Annotated in this window: 19 protein-coding genes; 11 read left to right on the top strand and 8 right to left on the bottom strand. The window is 55.1% G+C overall.

The annotated features are described in order from the left end of the window. Window positions 1–11: 11 nt before the first annotated feature. From menB to pmrD, 4 genes are all read left to right on the top strand, one after another. On the top strand, window positions 12–869 hold the full coding sequence (gene menB, locus C3432_RS03505; protein ID WP_103775286.1) for a 1,4-dihydroxy-2-naphthoyl-CoA synthase: 858 nt from the start codon (window positions 12–14) through the stop codon (window positions 867–869). Then, a complete protein-coding gene (gene menC, locus C3432_RS03500; RefSeq protein WP_103775285.1) occupies window positions 869–1,831 on the top strand; it encodes an o-succinylbenzoate synthase in 963 nt (320 codons plus the stop codon). The genes menB and menC overlap by 1 nt, the downstream gene beginning before the upstream one ends. Beyond that, entirely contained in the window at window positions 1,828–3,195 is a 1,368-nt protein-coding gene (gene menE / locus C3432_RS03495; RefSeq protein ID WP_103775284.1) for an o-succinylbenzoate--CoA ligase, read from the top strand. Before menC ends, menE begins: the two co-directional genes overlap by 4 nt. Window positions 3,196–3,301: 106 nt before the next feature. Further along, a complete protein-coding gene (pmrD, locus tag C3432_RS03490; protein ID WP_103775283.1) occupies window positions 3,302–3,565 on the top strand; it encodes a signal transduction protein PmrD in 264 nt (87 codons plus the stop codon). A gap of 9 nt (window positions 3,566–3,574) precedes the next feature. Here the strand turns inward: pmrD and arnF are convergent, their stop codons facing one another. Genes arnF through arnB form a run of 7 tightly spaced genes read right to left on the bottom strand, consistent with a single transcriptional unit; the run spans window position 3,575 to window position 10,948 of the window. Beyond that, entirely contained in the window at window positions 3,575–3,961 is a 387-nt protein-coding gene (gene arnF / locus C3432_RS03485) for a 4-amino-4-deoxy-L-arabinose-phosphoundecaprenol flippase subunit ArnF (protein WP_103775282.1), read from the bottom strand. Beyond that, the gene (gene arnE / locus C3432_RS03480; RefSeq protein ID WP_103775281.1) at window positions 3,961–4,296 is read right to left on the bottom strand and encodes a 4-amino-4-deoxy-L-arabinose-phosphoundecaprenol flippase subunit ArnE; all 336 of its coding nucleotides are present in this window, start codon (window positions 4,294–4,296) and stop codon (window positions 3,961–3,963) included. Before arnE ends, arnF begins: the two co-directional genes overlap by 1 nt. After that, complete coding sequence (arnT, locus tag C3432_RS03475) at window positions 4,293–5,948, bottom strand: lipid IV(A) 4-amino-4-deoxy-L-arabinosyltransferase (protein WP_103775280.1); 1,656 nt, start codon at window positions 5,946–5,948, stop codon at window positions 4,293–4,295. Before arnT ends, arnE begins: the two co-directional genes overlap by 4 nt. Next, window positions 5,945–6,847: a 4-deoxy-4-formamido-L-arabinose-phosphoundecaprenol deformylase gene (gene arnD, locus C3432_RS03470; RefSeq protein WP_103775279.1), complete on the bottom strand. Its 903-nt coding sequence runs from the start codon at window positions 6,845–6,847 to the stop codon at window positions 5,945–5,947. The genes arnT and arnD overlap by 4 nt, the downstream gene beginning before the upstream one ends. After that, window positions 6,844–8,826, bottom strand: a complete 1,983-nt coding sequence (gene arnA / locus C3432_RS03465) for a bifunctional UDP-4-amino-4-deoxy-L-arabinose formyltransferase/UDP-glucuronic acid oxidase ArnA (RefSeq protein ID WP_103775278.1) — start codon at window positions 8,824–8,826, stop codon at window positions 6,844–6,846. The genes arnD and arnA overlap by 4 nt, the downstream gene beginning before the upstream one ends. After that, on the bottom strand, window positions 8,823–9,806 hold the full coding sequence (gene arnC, locus C3432_RS03460; protein WP_103775277.1) for an undecaprenyl-phosphate 4-deoxy-4-formamido-L-arabinose transferase: 984 nt from the start codon (window positions 9,804–9,806) through the stop codon (window positions 8,823–8,825). The genes arnA and arnC overlap by 4 nt, the downstream gene beginning before the upstream one ends. 2 nt (window positions 9,807–9,808) lie before the next feature. Beyond that, entirely contained in the window at window positions 9,809–10,948 is a 1,140-nt protein-coding gene (gene arnB, locus C3432_RS03455) for a UDP-4-amino-4-deoxy-L-arabinose aminotransferase (protein WP_103775276.1), read from the bottom strand. Between the two features lie 523 nt (window positions 10,949–11,471). Here arnB and C3432_RS03445 point away from each other — a divergent pair. Next, window positions 11,472–12,077, top strand: a complete 606-nt coding sequence (locus C3432_RS03445; RefSeq protein WP_103775626.1) for a histidine phosphatase family protein — start codon at window positions 11,472–11,474, stop codon at window positions 12,075–12,077. A 50-nt stretch (window positions 12,078–12,127) separates the two neighbouring features. Here C3432_RS03445 and nudI read toward each other — a convergent pair whose 3' ends face one another. After that, window positions 12,128–12,553: a nucleoside triphosphatase NudI gene (nudI, locus tag C3432_RS03440; protein ID WP_103775274.1), complete on the bottom strand. Its 426-nt coding sequence runs from the start codon at window positions 12,551–12,553 to the stop codon at window positions 12,128–12,130. Between the two features lie 228 nt (window positions 12,554–12,781). Here nudI and C3432_RS03435 point away from each other — a divergent pair, with 228 nt between their 5' ends. The 6 genes from C3432_RS03435 to yfaU all read left to right on the top strand — a co-directional run bounded on the left by C3432_RS03435 (window position 12,782) and on the right by yfaU (window position 19,237). Next, a complete protein-coding gene (locus tag C3432_RS03435) occupies window positions 12,782–13,324 on the top strand; it encodes a YfaZ family protein (protein WP_103775273.1) in 543 nt (180 codons plus the stop codon). A 115-nt stretch (window positions 13,325–13,439) separates the two neighbouring features. Next, a complete protein-coding gene (locus tag C3432_RS03430) occupies window positions 13,440–14,642 on the top strand; it encodes a nicotinamide mononucleotide deamidase-related protein YfaY (RefSeq protein ID WP_103775272.1) in 1,203 nt (400 codons plus the stop codon). A gap of 418 nt (window positions 14,643–15,060) precedes the next feature. Beyond that, entirely contained in the window at window positions 15,061–15,843 is a 783-nt protein-coding gene (locus C3432_RS03425; protein WP_103775271.1) for an IclR family transcriptional regulator, read from the top strand. Between the two features lie 13 nt (window positions 15,844–15,856). Further along, window positions 15,857–17,062, top strand: coding sequence for an L-rhamnonate dehydratase (rhmD, locus tag C3432_RS03420; RefSeq protein ID WP_103775270.1), 1,206 nt, complete (start codon window positions 15,857–15,859; stop codon window positions 17,060–17,062). 56 nt (window positions 17,063–17,118) lie between these two features. Next, complete coding sequence (locus tag C3432_RS03415; RefSeq protein ID WP_103775269.1) at window positions 17,119–18,408, top strand: MFS transporter; 1,290 nt, start codon at window positions 17,119–17,121, stop codon at window positions 18,406–18,408. A gap of 25 nt (window positions 18,409–18,433) precedes the next feature. Further along, a complete protein-coding gene (gene yfaU / locus C3432_RS03410; RefSeq protein ID WP_103775268.1) occupies window positions 18,434–19,237 on the top strand; it encodes a 2-keto-3-deoxy-L-rhamnonate aldolase in 804 nt (267 codons plus the stop codon). Window positions 19,238–19,274 lie beyond the last annotated feature (37 nt).

Here is a 19,274-nt window from a genome sequence, read left to right as displayed (position 1 = left end):
AAGGACACACTATGATCTATCCTGATGAAACAATGCTTTACGCACCGGTAGAATGGCAAGACTGTTCCGAAGGGTATACGGACATTCGTTATGAAAAATCTACTGACGGTATGGCTAAAATCACCATTAATCGTCCGCAGGTGCGCAACGCATTCCGTCCATTGACCGTCAAAGAGATGATTCAGGCGCTGGCGGATGCACGTTATGACGACAACGTCGGCGTGATTATCCTGACCGGCGAAGGCGATAAAGCGTTCTGTGCGGGCGGCGACCAGAAGGTTCGCGGCGATTACGGCGGCTACCAGGATGACTCTGGCGTACACCACCTGAACGTGCTGGATTTCCAGCGTCAGATTCGTACCTGTCCGAAGCCGGTAGTGGCAATGGTAGCCGGTTATTCTATTGGCGGCGGTCACGTGCTGCACATGATGTGTGATCTGACCATTGCGGCGGAAAACGCTATCTTCGGCCAGACCGGTCCGAAAGTGGGTTCCTTTGACGGCGGCTGGGGCGCTTCTTACATGGCGCGTATCGTCGGCCAGAAAAAAGCGCGTGAAATCTGGTTCCTGTGCCGTCAGTACGACGCGAAGCAGGCGCTGGACATGGGGCTGGTCAACACCGTCGTGCCGCTGGCTGACCTGGAAAAAGAGACCGTGCGCTGGTGCCGCGAAATGCTGCAAAACAGCCCGATGGCGCTGCGCTGCCTGAAAGCTGCGCTGAATGCCGACTGTGATGGTCAGGCGGGATTGCAGGAGCTGGCGGGCAACGCCACCATGCTGTTCTACATGACGGAAGAGGGTCAGGAAGGCCGCAACGCCTTCAACCAGAAACGTCAGCCTGATTTCAGCAAATTTAAACGGAATCCGTAATGCGTAGCGCGCAGGTATACCGCTGGCAGATCCCCATGGACGCGGGGGTGGTTCTGCGCGATCGGCGGTTAAAAACCCGCGACGGGCTGTATGTCTGTCTCCAGGACGGCGAGCGCGAAGGGTGGGGAGAAATCTCCCCGCTTCCGGGCTTCAGCCATGAAACCTGGGAAGAGGCGCAGGCCGAACTGCTGGGCTGGGTTGATGGCTGGCTACAGGGGCGTGATGCGCCATCGCAGCTGCCTTCGGTCGCCTTTGGCGTGAGCTGTGCGCTGGCGGAGATGGCTGGAACGTTGCCCGAGGCGGCAGACTACCGCGCCGCGCCGCTGTGTACCGGCGACCCGGACGATCTGGTGCTGCAACTGGCTGATATGCCGGGCGAGAAAGTGGCGAAGGTCAAAGTCGGTCTGTACGAAGCGGTTCGTGACGGGATGGTCGTTAACCTGCTGCTGGAAGCCATTCCGGCACTGCGGTTACGTCTGGATGCGAATCGTGCCTGGACGCCGCTGAAGGCACAGCAGTTTGCGAAGTACGTCAACCCGGAGCATCGCTCCCGCATTGCTTTTCTCGAAGAACCGTGCAAAACCCGCGATGATTCCCGCGCTTTTGCCCGCGAAACGGGGATTGCAATTGCCTGGGATGAGAGCCTGCGTGAAGACGACTTTTCTTTTGTCGCAGAAGAGGGCGTCAGTGCGGTGGTGATCAAACCCACGCTAACCGGTTCGCTGGATAAGGTTCGTGAGCAGGTACAGACCGCTCATGCGCTGGGACTGACGGCGGTGATCAGCTCCTCCATCGAATCGAGCCTTGGCCTCACTCAGCTGGCGCGTATCGCTGCCTGGCTGACGCCGCAGACGATTCCCGGTCTGGACACGCTGAGCCTGATGCAGACGCAGCAGGTGCGGCGCTGGCCGGACAGTACGCTGCCGTGCGTTGATAAAGAACGGCTGGAACGACTGTTATGACCTTTCCTGACTGGCCGTGGCGTCACTGGCGGCAGGTTCGTGGAGATGCGCCAGCCTTACGCCTGAATGATGAGGTGCTGAGCTGGCGCACGCTCTGCGCGCGTATTGATGCCCTGGCGGGGAGTTTTGCCGCTCAGGGCGTGACGGAAGGCAGCGGCGTGATGCTTCGGGCATGGAATCAACCGGACACGCTGCTGGCCTGGCTGGCGCTGTTGCAGTGCGGCGCCAGAATCCTGCCGGTCAATCCGCAGCTTCCCCAGGCGCTTCTTGATGTGCTTTTACCCGACCTGACGCTGCGGTTTGCGCTGGTGCTGGAAGGCGAGAATACCTTTTTGGCGCTACGTCCATTGCAGATGCAGGAAAGCGCTGACGGATATGCCGCGAGCTGGCAACCGGCGCGTTTAAGCTCAATGACGTTAACCTCCGGTTCCACGGGGCTACCTAAAGCCGCCGTCCATACCTGTCAGGCTCATCTTGCCAGCGCACAGGGGGTATTGTCGCTGATCCCCTTTGGCGCAGAGGATGACTGGCTGCTCTCTTTGCCGCTGTTTCACGTTTCCGGTCAGGGGATTATGTGGCGCTGGCTGTTTGCCGGCGCCCGGATGACGGTCCGTGAGAAGCAACCCCTGGAGCAAATGCTGGAAGGGTGTACCCATGCTTCACTTGTCCCGACGCAGCTCTGGCGGCTACTGGTCAACCATGCTTCAGTTGCGCTGAAAGCGGTGTTGCTGGGCGGGGCGGCGATTCCGGTCGACCTGACCGTGCAGGCGCGAGCGCAGGGGATCCGCTGCTGGTGCGGCTACGGACTGACGGAATTTGCCTCCACCGTGTGTGCAAAAGAAGCTGATGGTCTGGGGGATGTCGGTTCTGCGCTACCCGGCAGAGAGGTTCGGATTGTTAATGACGAAGTCTGGATCCGCGCTGCCAGCATGGCGAAAGGCTACTGGCGTAACGGCCGCCTGATCCCGCTGCTCAATGATCAAGGCTGGTTTGCCAGCCGCGATCGTGGTGTGCTGGCTGAAGGTAAGCTGACCATTGTGGGGCGTCTGGATAACCTCTTTTTTAGCGGTGGGGAAGGGATCCAGCCGGAAGAGGTGGAGAGGGTCATTGCGGGGCATCCGCAGGTGTTACAGGTTTTTGTTGTACCGGTTGCGGACCGGGAGTTTGGTCAGCGCCCCGTCGCGGTTGTTGAATATACCGCTGACGCAGGGGACGTCGACATTAGCGAATGGGTGCAGGGTAAGCTGGCCCGTTTTCAGCAGCCGATACAATGGTTCAGACTTCCTGCTGAACTGAAAAATGGCGGCATCAAGATTTCTCGTCAGGCGTTAACAGACTGGGTTCAGAGGAAAAAAGCTCAATAAAACATTAAGTTCGCTTCTCATTTCTGCCAATTCATTGTCATTGCGCCTTTGTTTATCTGCTAATGTGTAACTTAATGTGAAAGTTCTCAGCGAGCAAAGGTAAGCAATGGAGTGGCTGGTAAAAAAGTCGTGTTACGACAAAAAATCAGGGGAGCAGGTACTCGTGTTGAGTGATGCCGGTGGCTCACTGAAAATGATTGCGGAAGTCAAAACCGATATCGCGGTTAATCCGGGTGATATCCTCTCTCCAATGAAAGATGCTCTGTACTGCATTAACCGTGAAAAAGGGCGGACGGTGAAGATTCTTGATGCCAAAAACTACACCAGCGAGGAGTGGGAACGGTTAAGCCAGCGTCATGGAAAAGTCTGAGCACTGCCCTTAACGCGTTTTTTGTGCCGCAGGCGAGAAAATAACCATCAGTCCGGCCATAATACAGAGTACCCCCATCAGGGCTTTCAGCGAGAATGTTCCCTGCCATCCGGGCAAAACCATTGAGGCAAGCCACACCAGGACGTAGCTCAGACTCAGCAGCGCATACGCTTTACTCAGCGCGAGGCGATGTAACGCGTTGTGCCAACAGTAAACAGAAAGCAGATAGCCTGCTAATCCGGCAAAGAGCGGAAGCGTACCCGCCTCAAAGGAGAGCAGGGCGTGGATAAACGCCCACAGGTGCTGCATTGGCGGTAATTTCGTCATGGCGAACCCCAGCGTTAACTGGGCGACTGAGGTGATAATCACGCTACACAATCCCCACAGTAATCCCATCACGCCGCACTCCCAAGGATAAAAATACCGGTAATAATCAATGCAATGCCGAACCAGTGGCGCGCCGCCACCGGCTCGTGCCAGATTTTCCATGCCGACAGGGTGACCCAGACGAAATTGAGGCTTAGCATCGGATAGGCTATCCCCACGGGGACGTTTTGCAGCACCAGCAGCCACAACGCCATCGCCAGACCGAGGCAGGCTAATGCCAGTCCCAGCCATAGCGTGATGTGCCGTCCCCGCGCTCCTGTCGGCACGGGGAGAGTGGCCTGCTTCTGGCACAGTTGTCCCGCCACGCTGAGCAGGCTCGCCAGCACCAGGACCAGCCAGATCATTTGGGACGATACTGAATCAAGACCAGGCGCCCCTGATTATCAATCGTGTCCGCAGGGGGGATGGCAAGATGGTTGATATCTTCATCCTTCGCAATTGAGAGTACGAGCGTAATAATTCCCTCCTGACGGTGCTGGCTGAGCCACTGTGTAAAATCGCTATAACTGACAAAACGCCCCTTCGCATCAGGGTAGCTAAGCCCATACTTCAGCTCGCCCTTTTGTCCGTACATCATGATGTCGTCCCGCTTCAGGCTTCCTGCCAGACCGGCGGCGACACCGACGCTATCGGTGAGAATATAGCGGCTTGGCGCAAGGTTTTCCCGGGTCATTTCGACAAAAAACTGCGGCTGTTTTGATTCCATAACTCTGTCGGGCACGGAGAAACCAAACAGGAGTGCCAGCCCTGACGGGCACAACGCCGCGAAGATCCAGCTTTTTTCCGTGTTTGTCAGCGTATACCAGCCGAAAAATGCCCAGGCGGAAAAGATGCCCAGTGAACAGAACACTTTGTAAATTTCGATATGCCCCCAGACCGGGGTTTTCATAGGCCCCCAGGGGGAGACCACTATTGTCGCAATAATGCCGATCGCCCCAAACAGGATATTGATCCAGCCGTTAATGCGTAGCGCGGCGTACCCTTTCTCTGCCGCGCTCAGACCGTAACGCGCCATTAGCATTGCGAGTGGTGCGAAACAGGAGAGGATATAGGTCGGCAACTTACCTTTGGCAATGCTAAAAAAGAGCAGCGGCATGACTATCCAGCTTAACAAATACAGCGAACTGCGTGAGTCATCGCGCGCCTGCCAGCCCGTTTTCAACGCGCCGGGAAGCAGACCCAGCCAGGGCAGGCTTCCGGCTATCAGTACCGGCAGATAGTACCAGAACGGCGCTTTGTGCTGGGCGTCATCCATCGCAAAACGCTGGATATGTTCAACCCAGAAAAAGTAATGCCAGAAATCGCCTTCACGTTGCGCAATCGCCATTCCCCACGGCAGGACGGTGGCGATGCAGCTCACGACCGCCAGTCCGCCATAGAGGAACAGATCTTTCCAGCGCTTCTGGACAGCCACCCAGGGCAGGACGCTGATCACCGGAACGGCAAGCGCGAGGAAGCCCTTGGTCATAACGCCCATGCCGCAGGTCAGACCCAGGAGCAGAAATCCCATGCTTTTTCCTTGCCAGCTTTTTGCCTGCATTGCCTGCCAGAAGCAACAGGCCCCGGCCATTAGCCAGAGTGCGATCATCGGATCGAGTACCGCGTAGGTACCGATACCGTAAACAAGGAACAGCGACAGGAAGATAAAAACGGAGAGTATCGCGGTGCGCGTATCCCGCCATAAGCGCATGGCAAGCCAGGCCACCAGCGCTGCGGTCATTAGCGTTGCGAAAATAGCGCCAGCGCGAACGCCAAAATTGTTCGCGCCAAATACCCACTGACCTATGCTGTTTAGCCAGTAACCGGCAATGGGTTTTTCAAAATAACGTAGCCCTAAGAAATGCGGGACGATCCAGTCACCGGACGCCAGCATTTCGCGACTGATTTCGGCATAGCGCGTTTCATCCGGCTGCCATAGCAGACGGAAGTTAACAGGAATGACATACCAGAGCGCAATAAATGCAATCAGGATCAGAGAGTAACGAGTTTTCTTCATCGTGTGATGCTCACCTGTTGCTGACAGCCTAACCAACCTTCCCTTCCCGCTATTTTGCCGCGAACAACTTGTCCAATGGGCAATGTCTCCGGGGTTTCAGGCAGCAGGTCGCCAAGTGGGCAGAAGATCATTCCCTTATCTGCCGCTTGCCGGAGAAGATCTTCGAAATCGTGATGATATGCGCAACCTTCGACTTCGGCATGAATGGTATACACTGGTGTTCCCGTGTCGTGCAGCATACGAGAGAGAATGTAGCTGTTGAAATCGCCAGCCTGCACTTCACGGCCCACAACCTCATCCCAGGTGGGCAGCGTCACCGGGATTTGTGGTGTGCCAGCATGGTTTGCCTTGAAAACCGGACGAAACGGTGAAATACCCCGGCAGTCGCTGTTGTAGCGAAGATTGAACTTTTCTTTCGCCAGAACGACGCGCTGGTCGGCGCGCCAGCCGGCAACCGCGGAGCAGGTGACCGGTTGCCCGGTGATGGCTTCCAGAGCGGAAATACCGCGGGAAATATCATCCACCAATTGCTGTTCGCTCCAGTGACCGCTACGGGATTGCCAGGCATGATGATCCCAGGCGTGAAGCCCGACCTCATGGTCGCGGGCCGCCGCACGGATAATCTCCGCGTTCGCGCGGCCAATTTCTTTACCCGGCCAGGCTGTTCCCGCCAACAGAATATCCCAGCCGTAGAGCGATGCTGCATTTGAACGCAGCATCTTCCACAGAAACTGGGGTTTCACCAGACGCCAGAGATGGCGTCCCATATTGTCCGGCCCCACGCTGAAGAAAAAACTTGCCCGAATATTATATCGGCTCAATGTTGCTAACAGGCGGGGCACGCCTTCGCGCGTCCCCCGGAAGGTATCGACATCAATTCGCAAGCCCACTTTTGTCATGATGAGTGTTCCGTAAGATCGACACTGCGCAGGAAGAAGTCCAGCGTCTCTTCTACCGTTTCGCGCATTTCAATCGCAGGGGTCCAGTCCAGACACCGTTTTGCATTGCGAATGTTCGGTTTGCGGTGCTCGACGTCCTGATAACCTTTTCCGTAATAGCTGCTGCTTTCGACCACCCGGAAACCGGCAAACGGCGGGAAGTGAGGGCGAAGCGGATGTTTGTCAAAGCTCTCAAGCAGCATCTCAGCCAGCCCCTGGATGCTCGCTTCGTTGTCCGGATTACCGATGTTGATGATTTCGCCGTCACAGCGGCCACCTTCGTTTTCGATAATACGGTACAGCGCTTCAATACCATCGCGAATGTCGGTAAAGCACCGTTTCTGCTTGCCGCCTTCGATCAGTTTAATCGGTGAACCTTCTACCAGGTTGAGGATCAGCTGCGTGATGGCGCGTGAGCTGCCGATACGTGCGGCATTCAGGCTGTCAAGGCGCGGCCCCATCCAGTTAAACGGGCGGAAGAGGGTGAAGCGAAGTCCTTCCTTCTCGCCATATGCCCAAATTACGCGGTCCAGGAGCTGTTTGGAGACCGAATAGATCCAGCGCGGCTTGTTTACCGGTCCGACGATCAGATTAGAACTGTCCTCATCGAAAACCTTGTCAGTACACATGCCGTAAACTTCAGACGTTGACGGGAAAATGATGCGCTTACGGTATTTCACGCAGTAGCGAATGATTTTCAGGTTTTCTTCGAAATCCAGTTCAAAGACGCGCAGCGGGTTGCGGGTATATTCAATCGGGGTGGCGATGGCCACCAGCGGTAGCACCACGTCGCATTTTTTAACGTGATATTCGATCCACTCTGAGTGAATGCTGATATCACCTTCCACAAAATGGAAGCGTGGATGGTTGAGAAAACGGCTAATCGCATCACTGCCAATATCCAGACCATAGATCTCGTAATGGTCTTCACGCAACAGACGCTCAGTCAGGTGGTTGCCGATAAAGCCATTCACGCCGAGGATCAGCACGCGGGTCCGGCGTTTGCTGGTGGTAAGCGATGCGTTGTTCAAACGAGAACCGGCAACAAGACCGAGAACCTGTGCCAGCTGTGAGCCCTGCATGGTAATGCCGTCGCCGGCTTGTCCGGTGACTATCTCCAGCGAGCCTTCTGCGCAAGCAATCAGCAGAGGAGACACGGAGACAACGGTACCGGGTTGGACCGCCTGAGTTTGTGGGTGAACGCGGGATGACCAGATAGTGAACTTCTGGGTGCCGACATAGCTGAACGCGCCTGGCCAGGGATCGGCAACAGCACGCACCATATTATGCAGCGTGGTGGCTGGTTTGTTCCATTCAAGGAAGCTGTCTTGCGGAGTGCGGCGACCAAACACGGTTGCCAGATCTTCGCGTTGGGCAATCTCCAGCGTGTTGCCATTTTTGATCGCCGGCAGCGCCTGCTCCAGCACCTGTCGGGCCGCCTGGCACAATTTGTGGTGCAAGGTGAGCGCCACATCATCCGGGGAAATTGCGACGCGCTGTTGTGCGACAATCGCTCCCGCGTCGGCGCGTTTCACCATTCGGTGCAGGGTGACGCCGGTTTCGGTTTCGCCGTTGACCAGCACCCAGTTCAGCGGGGCGCGACCGCGGTATTTCGGCAGCAGCGAGCCGTGCAGGTTGAATGCGCCGGCGGGAGCCAGACGCAGGATCTCCTCGCTGAGCAGATTGCGGTAATAAAACGAGAAGATAACATCCGGCGCAAGCTGGCTGATGCGTTCGATCCAGATCGGGTGATTGACCTCATCCGGGGCGTAGACAGGGATCCCGGCATCCGCCGCCAGGCGGGAAACGGAGCCAAAAAAGGCTTTTTCCCCTGGATTGTCGGCATGGGTGAAAATGGCAGCAATTTCATAACCTGCGTCCAGCACAGCGTGTATTCCCTGACATCCCATATCGTGATACGCAAAGACGACGGCTTTCATTCGTGTTTTTCCTCTGTAGTGTGCGAGCTTTCCGGGCGAATAACGTGCTGAACAAAATAGCGGGGGCGGGCGCGGACATCGTTGTAGATACGCCCGATATATTCCCCGAGCAATCCCATCCCAATAAACTGTGCGCCGATGAAGGTAAACAGGACGGCAAACAGCATGAACACACCTTCCGCCGCCCATTGTGGACCCAGCGTCAGGCGGAGAATGACAAGCAACACGGACAGGGTGAAACCGCTCACCGCAATCACGCTACCGAGCAGACTCAGCAGACGCAGCGGCGTGGTGGTCAGGCAGGTCACCAGGTCGTACATCAGGTTAATCAGGCGCATAAAGCTGTATTTTGAGTCGCCGAATTCACGTTCAGCGTGGTGCACCGGGATCTCCACCGCACGGCGAGCAAAGATGTTCGCCAGGATTGGGATAAACGTGCTGCGTTCGTGGCAATTCAGCATGGCATCGATAATGTGGCGGCGGTAGGCGCGTAGCATACAGCCATAGTCACCCATCGCTTTCCCGGTGGTACGCTGAATCAGGTGGTTGATCATCTTCGACGCCGTCTTACGGAACAGGCTGTCCTGGCGATTCTGGCGCACGGTCCCGACCACGTCATACCCCTCGTCGGCCTTAGCGACCAGACGCGGGATCTCTTCCGGCGGGTTCTGGAGATCGGCATCCAGCGTGACGATCAGGTCGCCCGTGACGTGGCTGAAACCGGCCATGATGGCAGAGTGCTGGCCGTAGTTACGGTTAAGTAAAATCGACACAATATGGCTGTCTTTCGCCTCTGACGCGCTGACCAGCAGCTGTGCTGAGTTATCGCTGCTGCCGTCGTCGATCAGCAGGATTTCATACTCTTTTCCCAGCTTCTCGCAGGCGGCGGTGGTGCGCTTTATCAATTCTGGCAGGCTTTCCTGTTCATTGTAGACGGGAATAACCACCGAAACTTTCTTAATCGGGGCGACTTCAAACATGGTTATTTTCCTGCAATCTGGCGAAGCGCGGCGATGACGCGAGCGGTGTCATCAGCAGTCATATCGGGGAAAAGCGGTAATGAGCAGATGCGTGCGCTATTCCACTCGGTGTTTGGCAGCGACAGGGTTGTAAAGCGGTCGCGATAATACTTCTGCGTATGTGCCGCACGGAAATGCAGACCTGTACCAATTCCCTGAGCCTTCAGGGTTTCCATCAGGGCATCCCGGCTGATGCCGCAGCGCTCTTCATCGGTACGAATAATAAACAGATGCCAGGCGTGAACGTGGGGCCACGGCGGCAGACTTAACGGTTGAAACGGGAGCTCTGCCAGAGCCTGCTGATACTGTATTGCAATGGCGGCGCGGCGACTGTTAAGCATCTCAAGCTTGTTCAACTGCACCAGGGCGATGGCGGCGTTAATATCCGTCAGATTATATTTGTAGCCCGGCGCGAGAACTTCCGCCTGCGGAGCGCGACCGTAGGTCTGGCGGTCATAGGCATCGACGCCCAGTCCGTGAAACTTCAGGCTGCGTAACTGGCTGGCGAGCTTTTCGTCATCGGTGACGACAAGCCCGCCTTCCGCGCAGGTCACATTCTTGATGGCGTGAAAAGAGAAAATTGCGGTGCCGCGTGCGCCGACGTGGCGGCCTTTGTAGTACGTACCAACCGCGTGGGCCGCATCTTCGATTACCGGAATGCCGTGACGTTCAGCGATGGCGTAAATGGTGTCCAGGTCGGCAGGTGCGCCGGCGTAATGAACGGGAATAATCGCTTTAGTGCGGGGCGTTATCGCCGCTTCAATTTGCTCAGGAGTCACCATCAGCGTGTCGCGGTCGACATCAACCATAACTGGGGTTGCGCCCAGCAAAACAATCATATTCAGTGTGGAAACCCAGGTCATGGAGGGGGTAATCACTTCATCGCCTGCACCAATTCCCAGCGCCATCAGGGCGATATGCATACCTGCGGTGGCGGAGCTGACCGCGATTGCGTGCTGGTTTCCTGTTAACTGGCAAAATGCCTCTTCCAGTTGCTGGTTTTTCGGGCCGGTAGTGATCCATCCAGAACTGAGAACCGCCTTGATTGCGTCAAGTTCTTCAGCACCTACCGCCGGACGTGAGAAAGGCAAAAAGTCAGACATCATATTTCCTTTATACTCTAAATAATTTGAGTTGCGGGAAGGAGGCAACGCAGCGAGTCCCCTGGAGCGTACATGAGTACGTGACTGGGGTGAGCGACAAATCTGTCAGGAACAGATTTGAACGCTGCTTGCAGCGGCCCTGAAAGGGCGAAGCCCAGGGATGGGCCGAGTAATAAAGCCAACGCACCAGCAACTTGAAGTATGACGAGTATAGCCATTTTAAATTCCGTTACTCGCTAATTCATTGAATAATGAAAAGGAGAGTACAGTGTTAATTATTTCATTTAGTCATACAGGATAAGGATAGAATATTAACTTAACCTTAAGAAATTAATGTAGCGTATAAATAGACGTTTTTTTTGACTTTTGCATATATATTTTTTGCTTTTGCAAAAATTTTAGGGCATTTTGCGCTCATCTAAATCTGTTTATTTTATGCTGCGATCCTTTTTATCGCGACGGATCCTTTTATCCGTTTTGCGCGCCAGGGATCGCCAACCTGTTTTTCAGGGTGGAGATTAACGTGCTTGCATCTGCTATCAGTGTCGTAAAAACGAAGAAATATGTCGCTATTCTCGTGACCGCGTTCATCATTTTGGCTGGGTTTGGCGCTCAACATGCATGGAGCAGCAATGGACTGCCGCGAATTGACAGCAAGACGCTGGCCCTGCTTGCCACTCAGCATCCGGTGATCGTGTTGTTCCGCCACGCTGAGCGCTGTGACCGTTCAGATAATGCGTGCCTGTCAGATAAAACAGGGATTACCGTGGAGGGGGCGCAGGATGCCCGTGCGTCAGGAAAAGCGTTCAGCGCGGATATCAAAAATTTTGAACTCTATTCCAGCAATACGGTTCGTACTATCCAGTCCGCGACCTGGTTTTCTGGCGGTAAAAAACTGACGGTTGATAAAAAACTGATGGAATGCGGCAGCGGCATTTATGGTTCGATTAATGCGATACTGAAAAAATCTGCCAATAATAATATCGTGGCATTTACCCATAACCACTGTCTGACATATATCGCAAAAGATAAACGTGGCGTTAAATTTACTCCCGATTATCTCGATGGACTGGTGATGCATGCTGAGAATGGCAAACTGTTTCTTGATGGTGAATTTATTGCAAAATGACAATAAAATTTGTTTCGGGGATGACAGCCATGCCTGGCTGTCATCCCTTTTCACAGTAAGCCTTTCAGCGTTAAGGTCTTACGCGTTGCGACATTTAAATCGTAACCTGCCAGATCTTCAGGTTTTATCCACGCATAAGCCTGAAACTCTTCGTTAATTTGTACTTCACGATTTGCGCTGATGCAGTCGAAGATCAGATAGATCATATAAATTTCTTCCTGGCTCCCGTCAGCGTAAGTTTTGGTGCGGATGTCATCACTGAAAGTCCAGGGGGTTATCTCCGTTACCACAAGCTGCTCGCCCAGTTCTTCCCGGATTTCACGGCGTAATGCCTCTTCAATACGCTCGCCGGGCTCAACGCCGCCGCCGGAAAGCGCCCACTGGCCGGGAAAGACGCCACGGTCATCAGCCATTTTACATAGCAGATAGCAACCTTCATTTTTAATCAACGGGCAAACAATGGTTCTCTGACGCACGACCAGCTCCTTCCATGTTGAGGTGAAATTAAAGAATACGGGAGCCAGAGGCCTCGTTAAAGCGATTATTTTTATTTCTTACACGAGGTTTGGTGAACCGCTCAGAGTAGTATTTAGTTACATAATGTTATTAGATCGCTTTTTTAGCGCATTGATTCCTTTGTATCTGGCAGTACAATTCTGCAGTTTTGGGGCGCTTTATCTATTTGCTTGCAGGAAAGGGTTAAAATGAAAAGAAACGTATTAGCAGGACTGGCCGGAATGTTGCTCATCTCTGCATCGGCTCACGCAATCAGTATCAACGGTCAGGCTGGCAAAGATTACACCAACATTGGTGTGGGATTGGGTACCGAATCGACGGGGCTGGCATTGAGCGGTAACTGGATGCATAACGATGACGATGGGGATGTTGCAGGGCTGGGGCTGGGTCTGAACATCCCGCTGGGACCCTTGCTGGCGACCGTTGGCGGCAAAGGGATTTACACTAATCCTAACGATGGTGATGAAGGTTATGCCGCTGCGGTTGGCGGGGGACTGCAATGGCCAATTGGCGACAGCTTCCGTCTGTTTGGCGAGTACTACTACTCCCCGGACTCGCTTTCCAGCGGTATCGACAGCTATGAAGAGGCGAATGCTGGCGTGCGCTGGACCATCATGCGTCCGTTAAGCATTGAAGCAGGTTATCGCTATCTGAATCTGGCCGGTAAAGACGGCAATCGTGATAATGCGATTGCGGACGGCCCGTTCGTAGGGGTTAACGCCAGCTTCTGATTTTCACCGGCGCGGCGGCCTGCCGTGCCGGTTTTATCGCCTTCAGGATTTTTTCCTTCCACGCCACATCCCCCTTTGCGTTATAGTGTTTCCATGACAAAAGCAGGAGAACACGATGTTAAACGTGGAGATGTTATCCACCGGGGATGAAGTGTTGCACGGGCAAATCGTCGACACGAATGCTGCCTGGCTGGCCGATTTTTTCTTCAACCAGGGATTGCCGTTGACCCGTCGTAATACGGTGGGCGATAACCTGGATGATCTTGTTGCTGTGTTGCGTGAGCGTAGCCAGCATGCCGATGTACTGATTGTTAACGGCGGGCTGGGTCCGACCGGCGATGACTTAAGCGCGCTGGCTGCTGCCACCGCAAAAGGCGAGGGGCTGGTGCTGCATGAGCCCTGGCTTGCTGAGATGGAACGCTATTTCCGTGAGCGCGGACGCGTGATGGCGCCAAGCAACCGCAAGCAGGCTGAACTCCCTGCCAGCGCGGAGTTTATCAATAATCCGGTAGGTACCGCCTGCGGGTTTGCCGTCCAGCTCAACCGCTGCCTGATGTTCTTTACGCCGGGCGTCCCATCTGAATTTAAAGTGATGGTCGAATACGAAATTCTGCCGCGTTTACGTGAGCGTTTTTCGCTCGCCGAGCCGCCGCTGTGCCTGCGTTTAACCACTTTTGGACGTTCGGAGAGCGATCTGGCGCAAAGTCTGGACTCGCTGCCGCTGCCGGAAGGGGTGACGATGGGATATCGCTCATCAATGCCGATTATTGAACTGAAGCTCACCGGACCGTACGCCCGGCGTGACGCGATGCAGGCGCTGTGGCAGGAAGTGAAGCGGGTTGCCGGACACAGCATGATCTTTGAGGGAACCGAAGGCTTGCCTGCGCAAATTGCCCGGAAACTGCAGGAAAGGCAGCTCAGTCTGACGTTAAGCGAGCAGTATACGGCGGGATTGCTGGCGCTACAGCTGTCACGTGCGGGGACTCCGCTACTGGCCAGCGAGGTGGTGCCCTCCCAGGAAGAGACCCTGGCGCAGACCGCGCACTGGATCACGGAACGTCGCAGCAATCATTATGCCGGGCTGGCGCTGGCGGTCTCCGGACTGGAAAACGAACACCTTAATTTTGCGCTGGCGACGCCGGACGGAACGTTTGCGCTGCGCGTGCATTTCGGCGTGACGCGCTACAGTTTGCAGACGCGTCAGGAGGTCAGTGCGATGATGGCGCTCAATATGCTGCGTCGTTGGTTGAATGGTCAGGATATCGCCACTGAACATGGCTGGATTGAGGTGGTTGAATCACTGACGTTGTCGTCTTAGCGCCTGGCCCATAGGCTATTTCGAACCCGGCCGTGCTCGCACAAAACCCGACAGCGTTTGCACGCCGCTGGCAGCGGCCCGAAGGGGGAGGGGAGAGAATCATCCTCACCTACTCCGTGTACGCTCCGGTTGCTCCGCGCTGTCCGGGTTCAAGCTGCCCGCAACAATGACGCGCCAGGTGGGCCAGGCGCGTCATTTGCCGATAGCGCACGCTATCGCTTCTTCCGGGAAGGCATCCCGGCCTTCCCGTCACCAGTCCAGCCTGTTGTACTCTCTGTAAAAAAATCCGTGCTTTACATCACAATTCTGCGCGTTATTTCTCCAGCCCTCTGGAAGAACGAGGGGATTTGATGCACTTCACAATTTAAACCATGCCAACCGATCACACTGATTCCAGTATCTCAGACTGGAGTCCAGTATGTTGGAATCAAGCAAAGTTCCCGCTCTTACCCGGGCGATCGAAATTCTCAATCTCATTGCGCGAGTCGGTCCATGCAGCGCCGCCACGATCATTGAAACTCTGGGGATCCCAAAAAGTACCGCCTACCTCCTGCTCAATGAGCTGAAGCGTCAGCGCTTTATCAGTATCGATCACCAGGAGAACTACTGTCTGTGGACCAAGCTGGTCGAACTGTCGGGGCATGCGCTGAGCAAGATGGATCTGCGTGAACTGGCGCGTCCGCGGCTGACACAGCTTATGGATGAGACCGGTTTGCTGTGCCATCTGGGGATCATCGACCACGAAAGCGCGTATTACATCCTGAAAGTGGAATCGTCATCCACTATCAGCGTGCGCTCTCATGAAGGTAAAAGCCTTTCGCTGTATCGCTCTGGTATCGGCAAGTGCCTGCTGGCCTGGCAACCTGCCGCCGTACGGAAAGCCATTATTGAACAGCTGATATGGGAACAGGCAACACCGACCACCATCACCAGGCCACAGCAGTTGAATGATGAGCTGGAGCGTATTCGACAACGTGGATGGAGCTTTGATAATGGCGAAGATTATCCGGATGTCCGCTGCGTTGCGGCTCCCGTTTTTAATGCCAGTAATGAACTGACTGCCGCGATCTCGGTGGTGGGTACCCGCTTACAAATCAACGAAGAGAACCGTGACTATCTGGCCGGGAAAGCGATTGCCTGCGCCAAAGATATTTCACGCCTGTTGGGATGGAAAAGTCCCTTCGACTCACTCGCCTCATAGAAAGGAGAACATCATGACCCTACCCAAAATTAAACACGTTCGTGCCTGGTTTACCGGTGGCGCTACGGCGGATAAAGGTGCCGGCGGCGGTGACTATCACGATCAAGGCGCTAACCACTGGATTGACGATCATATCGCCACGCCAATGAGCAAATATCGTGAATATGAGCAATCGCGCCAGTCCTTTGGCATCAACGTATTAGGGACACTGATTGTTGAAGTGGAAGCCGAGAACGGACAGACAGGCTTTGCCGTTTCGACAGCAGGAGAGATGGGATGCTTCATCGTTGAAAAACATCTCAATCGTTTTATTGAAGGGAAATGCGTCAGCGACATCAAACTCATTCACGACCAGATGCTGGGCGCAACGATGTACTACTCCGGCTCCGGCGGCCTGGTGATGAACACCATCTCGTGCGTGGATCTGGCGCTGTGGGATCTGTTTGGCAAGGTGGTGGGTTTACCGGTCTACAAACTGTTGGGTGGCGCGGTACGCGACGAAATTCAATTCTACGCGACCGGTGCGCGTCCTGATCTGGCGAAAGAGATGGGCTTTATTGGCGGCAAAATGCCGACCCACTGGGGGCCGCACGATGGGGATGCGGGGATCCGCAAAGATGCGGCAATGGTAGCCGACATGCGTGAGAAATGCGGTCCGGATTTCTGGTTGATGCTCGATTGCTGGATGAGTCAGGACGTGAACTATGCCACCAAACTGGCCCATGCCTGCGCACCGTCCAACCTGAAGTGGATCGAAGAGTGTCTGCCGCCGCAGCAGTATGAAGGTTATCGCGAGCTAAAACGTAACGCCCCGGCGGGGATGATGGTCACCAGCGGTGAACACCACGGGACGCTGCAGTCCTTCCGCACGCTCTCAGAAACCGGCATCGATATCATGCAGCCGGATGTGGGCTGGTGCGGTGGGTTAACCACGCTGGTGGAAATTGCCGCTATTGCTAAATCGCGCGGACAGCTGGTGGTGCCGCATGGTTCCTCGGTTTACTCGCACCACGCGGTGATCACTTTCACCAACACCCCGTTCAGCGAGTTCCTGATGACCAGCCCTGACTGTTCAACGATGCGTCCGCAGTTTGACCCCATCCTGCTGGACGAACCTGTGCCGGTCAATGGGCGCATTCATAAGTCCGTGCTCGATAATCCGGGATTTGGCGTCGAGCTTAACCGCGACTGCAATCTGAAGCGCCCTTATAGCCACTAATGACCTGTGCGTTGCCGGAATTTAGGCAACGCCCTCATTTTATTGAGGATTTTGCTATGAGTACCACGTTACTTGACGGCGTTGTGAAGAAAAACCGCGCCCGTTTGATTCCTTTTATGCTGGCGCTGTATGTGCTGGCGTTTCTTGACCGCTCGAATATTGGTTTTGCCAAAGAGACCTATCAGATTGATACCGGTCTGAGCAACGAAGCTTATGCGTTGGGCGCGGGGATTTTCTTTGTGGTTTACGCCTTTCTGGGCGTTCCTGCCAACCTGTTGATGCGTAAATTTGGCGCCAGAACCTGGATTGGCACTACCACGTTGTTGTGGGGATTCCTCTCTGCGGCGATGGCCTGGGCGGATACTGAATCGAAGTTCCTGATTATCCGTACTCTGCTGGGTGCGGCAGAGGCGGGTTTCTTCCCCGGTATGATCTACCTGACGTCCCAGTGGTTCCCACAGCGCAACCGCGCCAGCATCATGGGGTTGTTCTACATGGGGGCGCCGCTGGCATTAACCCTGGGATCGCCGCTTTCTGGCGCGCTGCTGGAGATGCACGGGTTTATGGGGCATCCGGGGTGGTTCTGGATGTTCGTTATCGAAGGTTTACTGGCGGTAGGCGCGGGTATTTTTACCTTCTTCTGGCTTGATGATACCCCGCAGCAGGCGCGTTTCCTTAGCGCGGAGGAAAAGGCAGTACTCATTAGCCAGCTGACAAGTGAAGAAGAGAAAAAGGTCACTTCACGCCTTTCGGATGCGCTGCGTAATGGTCGTGTCTGGCAACTGGCGATTATCTATCTGACGATCCAGGTGGCGGTATATGGCCTGATCTTCTTCCTGCCAACTCAGGTTGCTGCGTTGTTAGGGACAAAAGTGGGCTTTACGGCTTCGGTCGTGACGGCAATACCGTGGGTGGCGGCGCTGTTTGGTACCTGGCTTATTCCCCGCTACTCCGATCGCACCGGCGACCGGCGTAATGTTGCCGCGCTGACGCTACTGGCGGCAGGGATCGGCGTTGGCCTGTCCGGTCTGGTTTCACCGGTACTGGCGATAGTGGCGCTGTGCGTAGCGGCCGTCGGTTTCATCGCGGTACAGCCGGTGTTCTGGACGATGCCAACGCAACTTCTTTCTGGTACTGCACTGGCGGCGGGGATTGGCTTCGTCAACCTGTTTGGTGCCGTCGGCGGCTTTATTGCTCCCATTCTGCGCGTCAAAGCGGAAACGATGTTTGCCAGCGATGCGGCAGGTCTGCTGGCTCTGGCGGGGGTCGCGATTATTGGCTCGTTCATTATCTTTACGCTGAGTGTAAACCGTTCGGTTTCACAAACGGGCGCTGCGCATCATTAATCTTATCTACGTTGTAAGGATCGTTATGAACGCATTGTTATCAAACCCTTTCAAAGAAGGCCTGCTGAAAGGGGAAGTCCAGATCGGCCTGTGGCTCAGTTCGACCACCTCTTACATGGCTGAGATTGCGGCGACGTCGGGCTATGACTGGCTGTTGATTGATGGAGAACACGCGCCGAACACGGTGCAGGATCTCTACCATCAGCTGCAGGCGATTGCGCCTTATGCCAGCCAGCCTGTGGTTCGTCCGGTGGAAGGCAGTAAGGCGTTGATTAAGCAGGTGCTGGATATTGGCGCACAGACGCTGCTTGTCCCGATGGTCGACAGCGCAGAGCAGGCGCGTCAGGTGGTTTCCGCCACCCGTTATCCACCGTTCGGCGAGCGTGGTGTCGGCGCCAGCGTGGCACGGGCGGCGCGCTGGGGACGTATCGACAATTATATGGCACGGGCCAATGAATCGCTTTGCCTGCTGGTACAGGTTGAGAGTAAAGCGGCGCTGGATAATCTGGATGCGATTCTGGATGTCGAAGGCATTGACGGTGTTTTTATTGGTCCGGCGGATCTTTCTGCGTCGCTGGGCTATCCGGATAATGCCGGACACCCGGAGGTGCAGCGGATCATTGAGGAGAGCATTCGCCGTATCCGCGCTGCCGGAAAAGCGGCGGGTTTCCTCGCTGTCGATCCGGCAATGGCGCAAAAATGCCTGCAGTGGGGGGCGAATTTTGTCGCGGTAGGCGTTGATACCATGCTTTATACCGAAGCGCTGGATCGCAGGCTGGCAATGTTTAAGCCAGGCCAGACTGCGCAAACGTTGAAAAGCAGTTACTAATATCGGGCCCGGTGGTGTAGCGCCATCGGGCCTGAAA

Source organism: Citrobacter amalonaticus (genome assembly GCF_002918555.1).
In the GTDB taxonomy this organism is placed as follows: Bacteria; Pseudomonadota; Gammaproteobacteria; order Enterobacterales; family Enterobacteriaceae; genus Citrobacter_C; species Citrobacter_C amalonaticus_A.
Note: the sequence above shows the minus strand (reverse complement) of the source record. Positions and strands in the feature narration are given on the sequence as shown.